This window comes from Streptococcus parasanguinis (assembly GCF_001578955.1).
Lineage (GTDB): Bacteria > Bacillota > Bacilli > Lactobacillales > Streptococcaceae > Streptococcus > Streptococcus parasanguinis_U.
This window is the reverse complement of record NZ_KQ969689.1, coordinates 201,345-212,018: the sequence shown is the minus strand read 5'-3', so window position 1 is coordinate 212,018 and position 10,674 is coordinate 201,345. Positions and strand designations below refer to the sequence as shown.

At 41.4% G+C, this 10,674-nt stretch carries 11 protein-coding genes; all 11 read right to left on the bottom strand.

Annotated features, from left to right (window positions below; genetic code table 11):
- Positions 1 to 385, bottom strand: a 385-nt coding sequence (locus SPADD19_RS00965) for an MptD family putative ECF transporter S component (RefSeq protein WP_164905812.1), incomplete at its 3' end; no start/stop codon positions are given.
- A 12-nt stretch (positions 386 to 397) separates the two neighbouring features.
- Positions 398 to 1,090: a methionine ABC transporter permease gene (locus tag SPADD19_RS00960; RefSeq protein ID WP_003008487.1), complete on the bottom strand. Its 693-nt coding sequence runs from the start codon at positions 1,088 to 1,090 to the stop codon at positions 398 to 400.
- Positions 1,087 to 2,154 (bottom strand): methionine ABC transporter ATP-binding protein, encoded by a 1,068-nt coding sequence (locus SPADD19_RS00955; RefSeq protein ID WP_061454968.1) that lies wholly within the window; start codon positions 2,152 to 2,154, stop codon positions 1,087 to 1,089. Before SPADD19_RS00955 ends, SPADD19_RS00960 begins: the two co-directional genes overlap by 4 nt.
- Positions 2,147 to 3,520, bottom strand: coding sequence for a M20/M25/M40 family metallo-hydrolase (locus SPADD19_RS00950; RefSeq protein WP_003013394.1), 1,374 nt, complete (start codon positions 3,518 to 3,520; stop codon positions 2,147 to 2,149). The genes SPADD19_RS00955 and SPADD19_RS00950 overlap by 8 nt, the downstream gene beginning before the upstream one ends.
- Before the next feature lie 72 nt (positions 3,521 to 3,592).
- The gene (locus SPADD19_RS00945; RefSeq protein ID WP_049515872.1) at positions 3,593 to 4,456 is read right to left on the bottom strand and encodes a MetQ/NlpA family ABC transporter substrate-binding protein; all 864 of its coding nucleotides are present in this window, start codon (positions 4,454 to 4,456) and stop codon (positions 3,593 to 3,595) included.
- A gap of 24 nt (positions 4,457 to 4,480) precedes the next feature.
- On the bottom strand, positions 4,481 to 5,308 hold the full coding sequence (locus tag SPADD19_RS00940) for an amino acid ABC transporter substrate-binding protein (RefSeq protein WP_061454967.1): 828 nt from the start codon (positions 5,306 to 5,308) through the stop codon (positions 4,481 to 4,483).
- Positions 5,309 to 5,428: 120 nt separating this feature from the next.
- Entirely contained in the window at positions 5,429 to 6,574 is a 1,146-nt protein-coding gene (locus tag SPADD19_RS00935) for an amidohydrolase (protein WP_061454966.1), read from the bottom strand.
- 145 nt (positions 6,575 to 6,719) lie between these two features.
- The gene (locus SPADD19_RS00930; protein WP_241496377.1) at positions 6,720 to 7,808 is read right to left on the bottom strand and encodes a DUF4352 domain-containing protein; all 1,089 of its coding nucleotides are present in this window, start codon (positions 7,806 to 7,808) and stop codon (positions 6,720 to 6,722) included.
- Between the two features lie 154 nt (positions 7,809 to 7,962).
- Positions 7,963 to 8,874 (bottom strand): DMT family transporter, encoded by a 912-nt coding sequence (locus SPADD19_RS00925; protein ID WP_061454964.1) that lies wholly within the window; start codon positions 8,872 to 8,874, stop codon positions 7,963 to 7,965.
- Between the two features lie 95 nt (positions 8,875 to 8,969).
- A complete protein-coding gene (locus tag SPADD19_RS00920) occupies positions 8,970 to 10,013 on the bottom strand; it encodes a 2,3-butanediol dehydrogenase (RefSeq protein ID WP_013904067.1) in 1,044 nt (347 codons plus the stop codon).
- 126 nt (positions 10,014 to 10,139) lie between these two features.
- Positions 10,140 to 10,556: a hypothetical protein gene (locus SPADD19_RS00915; protein ID WP_049487946.1), complete on the bottom strand. Its 417-nt coding sequence runs from the start codon at positions 10,554 to 10,556 to the stop codon at positions 10,140 to 10,142.
- Positions 10,557 to 10,674: the final 118 nt, after the last annotated feature.

Genomic DNA, 10,674 nt, shown 5'->3' with positions numbered 1-10,674 from the left:
GAATGGGCCCTGTTGTCGCAAAGGCAAAAATAACAAAAGACAAGGCATTTCGTAAATTCGAGCGAAAACGACCACTTGAAGCGACCATCTCCGCAAAACTTCCGGCGATCAAGGCTGGAATAAAGGCCCCTGCACCATGACGTGAAAGGAGAAAGAAGGATCCGATCACGCAGCCAACTATAAAGATAGATCCAACTCCTTTTATTTTTTCTAGAAAATAGCGGTAGATCGTCCCGCCAAACAAGGCTGAAAAGGCAGGAGCATAAAACATATTTCCTTGATGATCGACCAGATTTCCAACTAAGACCCCCAGTCCAATCGCAACAAAATAGAGGAAGACGAAGGCTCCGACTTGTTTCATATGATTCACATTTATTCTATTCATTGGATACTGATCCTAACGGTGGCTAATTTTCTTCGAAAGGAAGTCCCCGATAAATTGGACTAGAACGATAAGAATCAGGATCAATAAGGTCGCCACAAAGATGACATCATTGTTAAACATGTTTTTCCCGTAGTTGATGGCCAAGGTTCCTAGTCCTCCTGCACCAACGGCACCTGCCATGGCGGTTTCTCCAATCAAGGAAATGATCGTTACAGTCGTTACACGGATCAAATCTGGAAGCCCTTCACGAAGGTAGACACCGACAATATCCCAGAAGGTTGCCCCACTGGCTTGGGCCGCTTCAATCACGCCTCCATCCAATTCGGACAAGACCACTTGAACTTGGCGGGCAAAGAATGGAAAGACAGCTAGGGACAATGGAACAAGAGCGGCTGTAGGGCCGATGGTATTTTTCAAGAGCAAGTAGGTCAATGGATTAATAAAGGCCAACAAGATAATGAAAGGAATGGCGCGGAACAAAGAAGTAATCTTATCCAAAATTTGAAAAACGATTCTATTTTCGATGACGCCACCTGGACGGGTCAAGACTAATAAAAGCCCTGTCACCAAACCTAAAAATCCACCAATAATGAAGGAAATAACGGTCATATAAAGGGTAAGGTAAATAGCGGTTCCCCAACCATACTGGCCAGACCACCCTAATTTATAGACATTTGGTAAATATGTTTGAATTAACTGGATCATGCTTTTCTCCCATCTTTCACAATAGTCACGGAAACTCCTGCATTTTCTAACTCAGCTTTGGCCGTTTCCAGATTTTGATTTTCACCTGATAAGATGACCACCAACTCTCCAACAGGCGTGTTATCAAGGATCTCGATATTCCCAAATAAAATGTTGGCAGATACTTGGTACTGCTTGTAAATATCATTGATGATGGCTGTATCTGTTACAGAACCTGCATACTTGAGATGCGCTAAAATCGAATCATCTGGCAAGTTCTTAACAATCGCTTGTTGGTTGATTTTCACCATGGCTTCATCAATTCCTGTTGCAACAGTGATAAAGTCTTGAGTCAAGCCATTTTTAGGATTGGAGAAGATATCTAAAACAGATCCTTCTTCGATCAGTTCGCCATTTTGCATGACAGCTACCCGGTTGGCAATATCTTTGACAATTTGCATCTCATGGGTGATCAAGACAATGGTTAAGCCAAGTTTTTTGTTTAACTCTTGTAACAAAGCTAGAATTTGTTTGGTCGTCTTTGGATCCAAGGCTGAAGTTGACTCATCTGAGATCAAAATCTTTGGATCGTTGGCAAGGGCACGCGCAATCGCTACCCGTTGCTTTTGACCACCAGACAATTGTGCTGGGTAATTTTCTGCACGGTCAGATAGACCAACCAAATCCAACAATTTCGCCACTTTCTCATTCTTTTGTTCTTTGTTCAATTTAGAATGTTTAAGAGCAAATGCTACATTTTCTGCGACAGTCATTTGAGCCATCAAGTTGAAGTGTTGGAAAATCATTCCGATATCCCGACGTTTCTCCCGAAGGGCAGCCGGTTTTAGGGTCACCTGATCTTGATAAATCACATCTCCATCCACAGTAATGGTTCCGGCGCTAGGCACTTGCAAGAGATTGATCACCCGAACCAAGGTCGATTTCCCGGCTCCAGAATACCCTACAATCCCATAGATATCGCCTTCATTAATATGAATGGTCACATCTTTGACGGCTTGGATCTGACGTTTCTTTTGCTGGAAGGTCACATCAATGTGGTCCAGCTGAATCATTGCTTTACTCATAACTTGCTATTAACTCCTTTATCAATTCAATATGGGTGTAATAATCGGCGATTTTCACATTTTCGTCGCCCCCATGATCACGGCTATTGGCATTGCCAATTCCAAAGGCTGCCATTGGCACCTGCAAAGCCTCAAAGACCGTATGCATTGGCCCTGTTCCCGCTGTTGTTGGAAGAACAGAAACTCCTTCTCTATAGAAGTCTTTGGCCAGCCGAATGACATTTAAAATCGATGGGGCACTCATATCACTTCGGTAACTCATCTCCCCGAGAGTATAGACCAATTCGACCTGATCATAGCCATTTTTCTTCAATTGCTGCTTGATCTTTTCTAAGACATCCTTGGGATCCAGTCCAGGAACTAATCGCACCTCCATCTTGGCACGCGCCTCTGCCGGAAGAATCGTTTTAACACCTTGGCCTTGGTAACCAGAGCCAAAACCTTCAATATTCAGGGCTGGTTCAAAATAGAAACGGCGCAGGAATTCTTTTCGGTCTTCCTTCAAGATTGGGAGGGTTAGACCATAGGTTTCCGCAACATCTTCTGGCCCTTTGTTGGCATATTGCTCGATCAAAGCTAGCTCGCGTTCATTGGGTTCTTGGATCTGATCGTAAATCCCATCCACCAAGATTCGGCCTTCTTTGTCACGTAGGCTTGCGATGGCATTTAACAAATACCAGGAAGCAGAGTCCACCACCCCGCCATAGCTGGAATGAATATCCACTTCTGCACTCTTCACCACCATATCAAAGGTGACGATCCCCTTGCTACCACCAGAAATTTCCAACTGACCCTGATTATTTCGGGTACCTTGTTCCCAGACTAAGAGGTCTGCCCCACGCAAGTGTTTCTTGTGTTTGGCCAAGTATTTATCCAAGTCAGTCGATGCAGACTCCTCTGCCCCTTCGATGATAAAGGTGATATTGACTGGCAAATCGCCACTTTCACGAATGTATTTTCGAAGGGCTGTGAGACGAGCCGTGATATGCCCCTTGTCATCATCAACCCCTCGACCGTACATGGTCCCATAATGAACTGATAAGGTAAAAGGGTCTCCCGTCCAAGGTTGGTCTCCATCAGCTGGTACCGTATCATAGTGGTTATAAAAAATGATGGTTTTGGCTTCAGGATTTGGCGAGAAAAATTTGGCAATCACAAAAGGTGCTGTATAGCTATCATCAACTTCGACTTTGGCTCCTGCAGCTGTAAAAATTTCCCCCAAATAGTTGGCTACTTCCTTGAGACCAACTTGTTGGGCAAAGATGGATTTTTTTGAAATCAAGGTTCGTAACACTTCAAAATAGTGTTGTGCGACCTCATCATTTTCAAATTTACGGATTTGTTCCGCTTCTGTTGCAAAAGGCATGCATTCCTCCTAATACACGATAAGAGGTAGAGAATCGCTTCTCCACCTCCTTCATACACTTGAGATCAAATCTTAGAAGACTGGTTGGTCCATTCCTTCTGAAGATTCTTCGATCACTTTCTTCACATTGTCTTTGTGATAGGCTTTGATGATTTCTTTGATTGCTTTTGCTTTATCAGATTTTTCCCAATCTTTCTTAGCAGCGATCAAGTTGTACCATTGTTTTGAGTTGTTGTCTTTCTTTTCAACATAGATAGCTTTTTTGAAATCAACGCCTGCTTCACGAACGAAGGTATTGTTGATGACTGCAGCATCTACTGATGGAAGAGCAGATGGCGTTTGTGAAGCATCCAATTCAGAGATCTTCAAATCTTTTGAATTTTCTTTGATATTTGACACGTTTGCCAATTGACCATCTTTGGTATCCAATTTAATCAAACCAGCTGATTGCAAGACATACAAAGCACGGCTTTCATTTGTTGGGTCATTTGGTACAGCGATTGTTCCACCTTTAGGAATTTCTTTAATTGAAGTGTATTTGTTTTTACCGTTTTCTGTACCAGAGTATAGACGGATTGGAGCGATGTACGTATCTGCTACTGCAACAAGGGCCTTGTCGTTTTTAGAGTTCCAGTTATCAAGGAAGTTATAGTGTTGGAAAGCATTGATATCCACGCTACCATCTTTTACAGCCACGTTTGGTTGTGAGTAGTCTGTAAATTGAGTGAATTCCAATTTGATTCCTGTTTTAGCGTCATCCAAGTTCTTTTGAACTTGATCCCAACGAGCTTTTTCAGTGTCACTCAAAGTCATGACACCTACTTTTACAGTTGTTTCACCATCTTTGCTAGATGATTTTGAAGAACCACATGCTGCAAGAGCAAATGTTGCGATAGCTGCAAGAGCTGTTAAACCAAGAATTTTTTTCAATTTCATTTTGAAGTCTCCTTTAATTAAATATTATTCTTTAATATCTTTTGCTTCTGGTAGGTAAGTTCCACCAAAGTATTTTTTAGACAGTTTTTCAAGGGTTCCATTGTCATAGAGTTCCTTGATGCGTTTGTTGACAAATTTTTGAAGGTCTTTATCTTCTTTTGCAATAATTGGATACACATAAGGTTGTTGGTCGCTTGGAAGCTCGATAACCTTCAAGTTGTCATAGCCTTGATCTCGAATGATAGTATCTACTGAGATCCGTTCGAAGATCTTGTAATCTGTACGACCATCCGCTAGATTTGCCATGATGGTTTGAATCGTTCCATCTGTGTATTGCAAGTCAGTTGGATTATCTGAATGTTTTTTATTGAAATCTTCTAATTGTTTAGCAGTAGATGTTCCTTGAACAACTTCTGTTTTCTTACCACCCAAGTCATCCAAAGATTTGATAGAAGAATCTTTTGGTACGACCAAAACTAATGGATTGCGAGCATATGGATTTGGATAGAGGTATTTTTCTTCTCGCTCTTTTGAGTAGCTAATGTTGTTGGCACCGATTTGGAAACGGTCACTATCTAAGCCAGCAAAGACTGAAGACCACTCTGTTTTGTTAAAGTTTACTTCATATTTGTCTGAACCTTTGAAGATTTCACGCAAAACTTCGATTTCATAACCGGTTAGCTTGCCATCTTTTTCTTCGTAAGAGAATGGTTTGGTTGTTCCAACAGTCCCAACTTCAATGGTTTTCTTAACACTGGCTGATTTGCCAGATGAACATGCTACTAAAGCACTGGTTGCAAGGACTGCAACTAATCCTAAAGCAGAATACTTAATCACTTTTTTTAGATTCATAGGATCTCCTTATTCGTTTCAGACACATAAAACGCCATTTTATAAGTATTTTTTTATTTTATCAAAAAAGCATTTGCTTGCCTAATATATATTTTTTATGGAGGTGATAGTTTTTCTTTATCACACTTCTTTGGCTTTAAAATATCGCAATAAAGCTTGCGCATTTTCAACATAATAGGGAACCGACACCTCAAAGGCTGCATCATCGATGGTCATGTGATCATGATGGAGGTCTGGCGCGTCTGGCTCTCCGTTTGAACCGATAAAGGCAAAGACTCCAGGAATTCGCTCTTGGTAAAAGGCGAAGTCTTCTCCAGCTGTAGATGGATTTGCTGGAAGCACCTCAGCCAAATCTTGTGAAGCTTCCCAAACTACTTTCGTTAATTCCTCATCATTAAAGGTAACGGGCGGGGTCACACCCCACTCAAAAGCCACATCCACTTCAAGGCTTTTCGCTATGTGACGAACGATAGAAACAAAGTGTTCTTTCAACTCTCTTTGCACACTTGGATTAAAGGAACGAATGGTTCCTTCAAAATAACCTGATTTTGGGAGCACATTCCAGGTTGAACCCACATCCAGGTGCGTAATGGACAAAACAGCAGTTTCAAAGGGAGAAACGGTCCGTGAAATTAATAATTGTAAGTTCTGAACCATGGTTGTGACAGCCGTTACAGTGTCAACTCCCAAGTCTGGTCTCGCAGCATGACTACTGACCCCTGTCACGGTAACCTTGAATTTCTCAACCCCTGCCATCATAGCTCCAGCATTCAAGGCAAGTTGCCCTGCTTTTAGCTGGGGAATATTGTGAAAACCAATAATTCCTTGAACATCCTCCAACAGTCCTGTTGCTAAAACATCAGAAGCACCCTCTGAGATTTCTTCTGCTGGTTGAAAGATCAAGCGTACGGTTCCTTCAAGCTGGTCTTCTTTTTCCTTGAGAAGAGCTGCTGCTCCTAGAAGACTGGTTTGATGAAAATCATGGCCACATGCATGCATGACTCCTGGATTCTGACTTTTGTAGGGCAGATTTGTTTGTTCCAAAATTGGAAGGGCATCGATATCTGCTCGAAGTGCCACCACTGGTTGGCCGGACCCAATTTCTGCAATCAGACCAGTTTTTAATCCACTCTCTAAAATACGAATCCCCAACTCCTCTAAACGCTCCTTTAGAAAGGCAGTTGTCTGGTATTCTTGACCAGACAATTCTGGGTGTTGGTGGATATAGTAGCGAATCTCTGCTAACTCTTCATAAGAAAAAGACACAAGCCTTCATCTCCTTTCAAACTTAAAATTATTTTATCACGAATAGGTGTTTCCGTCTAATTCCTGTTTCTTGGGTTTTGATATAGTTTCAAACTATAGATAAAAACACTCCTAGATCTATGTCCTAGAAGTGCCAACTTCCGCATTAAGAAAGATTTCCCTCGAATTTTTCCATAAAGCTATCACTATTATAGGCTTTTTCTACTTCCCACTTGCCATCTTTCTTAACAAAGGTCAACTGGTAGTCGTATCGATCTGGCGTCGTCAAGGGACGATCTGCAAGAGAAGCCATCATTTCCTCTCTATAGGCTTTGTTTTGAGCCTGATTCGCCTCGATGATCCCTGGGTAGTCTTTACGATGTTCTTGATAGAAGGTCTGCATGTGGTTTAAGATCGTCTTTTCCATGCTGACTGTCTCAGGATTCAGGCTAATGACTACCTTGTCTGGGAAGTATTGTTTGACCTTATAGGTTAATTTCGCGCGCTTAGCATTTTCCTTTTCATAAGCATCGATAAACTGGGTTACTTCTTCTTCAGGGAATTGGTAATCGTGTAATTTGCGAGTAAAGTCAGCCGCAAATTTCGCACGGAAATCACTGGCTTCCTTTTTCAAATCAGTTCCCAAAACAAAAGCATCATCCTTTTTGACCTTTCGTTGGCCACTGAAGTAAACTTGATTGATGTATTCATCTGCTAGAAGAGTGGAAGCTTCCACCTTGTCCTCATACTGAGAAGAATCCAACGCAAATTTTAAAGGCTTGGATTTTTTATCAGAGCTATAGGTTTTTCGTTCATACTGCACTTCATATTTTTTACCTTTTTCGACTGGGAAAACGATATAGCCAGTTAATTTTTTATCCTGGGCCAACTGATCACTCTTAAGCAATTGGAAGGCTTCACTTTGGTCATAAATTCCTGACTGCAATTTGACCTTGTTATTATCCTCATCGTAAATGGTGATATCTGAATCTGACACGTTGATAGATTCTTTGGCAACATTTTTAAATTCTAATTGAAGGGCTAAATAGGTCCCGTCTTCTGAATCATTGAGGACAGGTGGCTTGATGTATTGCCCTCCTTTTAAACTCACCTCGACTTGACCGTCAGATGCGGAACTTTTCGCTGCTTTTTCTGTCTTTGCTTGCTGCGAATTTGTCTTTTGAGCAGTAGTTCCACAAGCTACTAGACTCAAGGTCGCCACAGCAAATAAGGTCCATTTTAAAATCTTTTTCATCCTCATCTCCTTAAAAAATTTTTTCTCTATTCTAACATCTTTTTCTAACTATGTATACGCTATATAGTGATAACTCTCCCTCAGAGGGCGAGAATCACAAAAAGGCCAAGACTTTCGTCTCAACCTTTTTACTGAAAAACAATTGATCTTAGTTTTACAAGATTCCTTTTTCTTTTTGAATCATGAGATCCTTGAGGGAAATCAAGACAACCGCAAAAAGGATCATAGCCATCCCTATAAAATCAATGGCAAAGAAATGTTCATTCATAATAGCAAAAGCAAAGAATACAGCTGAAATGGGCTCAATCGAAGCAAGAAGGCTGCCTTTGACCGGGCCAACTAAGCTAGTTCCTTTCAAAAAGACCGTATAGGCAAAAATAGTCCCAATCACCACTAAGCCAACTAAGCCCATCAGATTATCCATGCTATATTGGCCATGAAAGAGTCTTTTCCCTGTAAAGGGAATCATCATAAGTCCTGGAATGAGCATGCCGATACCAATCACCAACATACTACCCCATTTTTGAATTAATTGAATAGGCAGAATGATGTAGAGGGCATAGGCAAAGGCAGAAACAAGCCCCCAAGCTAGCCCTTTAGGAGTGATTGCCAATTGATTGAGTTGACCATGGGTCGCAATAAGAAAGGTCCCTGCAATGGCTAAGACCATCGAAATGATTTCAGATACCGTAGGAGCTACCCAGTCTTTGATACACGAGTAGGCCAAGACACCTACTGGACAAAGATACTGTAAAACAGTTGCCGTACCAGCATTTGTCGCATGAATCGCTTCTAAATAGGTCAATTGAGTCATTAACAAACCCAAAAATGCAAACAAGAGCAAGGGCAAATAAGACGAACGGTCTGTTAGAAAGGCTCTCACTTTTTTCTTATCCGCTAGAAAGGCTAATAGCAATAGAACTGCTCCCGAAATAATTAAACGAATCGTTGTCAAACCGATCGCTGTAAATCCATGAGCCATCAGGTATTGACCACAAGCTCCTGATAAGCCCCAAGCGATCCCAGCAATCAAGGTCATGAGCGTCCCCTTCATCGTCTTTGACATAGTCCCCTCCCAAATCTGTTCCTTACTTTTATTGTATCATAAAAGGCCGAAACTAAACGTTTCAGCCTTGCATTATTTTATATAAGTTTATTAGCTTATTCAGGTTGAACCAAGATCTTGATTTGGGATTTATCTTGTGTTAATTCAATAAATCCTTCTTCAACGATATTTTCCAATTTAATTTTCTTGGTAACCAATTTCTCAGCAGAGAAGTAACCTTGTTCCATCAATTCCAAGACTTTAGGGAAGATATGACGGTAAGCAATAATTCCTTTGAGGGATTTTTCTTGAATAGCGAATTCATTTGGATTGATGCTCGCTTCACGTTCCCAGATAGATACAACCATACATTCCCCAGCTTTATGAACAGCTGCAAGGGCTTGACCTAAAACAACTGGAACCCCAGTGACTTCATAAGAAACATCTGCTCCACCACCTGTCAAACGATGGATGGCTTCTACGACTGTTTCTCCTTCTTCTGGACGAACAACGATCGCTCCCAATTCTTCTGCTTTAGCTTGGCGTTCAGGAGACAATTCAACCGCATAGATTTTTGATGCTCCTGCTGCACGGAGGGCTTCAACGATCAAGAGACCAATTGGGCCTAAACCAAAGATAACAGCTGTATCTCCAGTTTTCAAAGCAGATTGACGGACAGCATACACAGCTACAGCAGCAGGTTCTGTGAGAGCGGCTTGTTCATAGCTCAAGCTGTCTGGAATCACATGGACAAGATCACCATCAAGAACACAATATTTAGCAAAACCACCATCTGCAGCGAGGCCGACGAAGTTCAAGTTTGGATCAAGGTTATAATCACCAATTAAGTTGTGCTCTGCAAGAATTGGTTCGATGGTTACACGATCCCCAACTTTGACACGAGTGACATCACTTCCGACTTCTACAATTTCACCAGAGAATTCATGTCCCAAAGTAACTGGTGCTTTTTGACCAGAATAAACATGTTCTTCTGTTGGAATGAAGATTGGGCCGTCCAAATATTCATGCAAGTCTGTCCCGCAAATCCCCGTGAACTTAACTGCCACCTTTACTTGATGTGGTTGTACTTCAGGTACCTCCACCTCTTCGATACGAACGTCTTTTGCTGCATGCCAGCGTGCTGCTTTCATAGTAGCCATAGGATGGTCTCCTTGTTTTCATGATTTTTAGTTTTCTTTTCAGGAAACTTTATATACCACATTGTAAACGTTTTCTTTTTACTTGTCAAGGAAAAACTGAACAAAGAAGACAATGAAGAAATAAACCTAGTGATGACTTCTTTTCCTCTCCACATTACAAGACTTTTTCTGTATCCGACAAACCTCCAATCTCCACCCCAAAATCCAACCAAGGACCAAGAGATAATTTTCAAGCGCACCGATCCCATTGACTGGCAAATGATAGTTGAGATAAGCAAATAAATGATTCGTCCCAATTCCAATCCCACCTAGGATCAAAGCCAATAGAACCGTCCGAAGATAAAACCAATCATATTTGAGATTGACAGCAATGAGAATCACAAGAACTGCCACATTCCAAATCCCAATCTCCCGCTGCCAACCGACAGAAATACCATATCCCGAATGACTTCCCATATAGGATGGAAAGAATAGCTGGAAGATAATCGCTCCAGACATGGCGATGATAACCAGGACAAATAAGACTCTTAAAAATTTGTTCATGTAACTCCTCCTAATGGCAGTTGATATGTAATGGTCTTTCCTATTCTAACACAATTTTATGGATAGTAAAAACCAACCTCTCGGCTGGTTTTTTCTCTATTACTCTTCTTTCAACTTC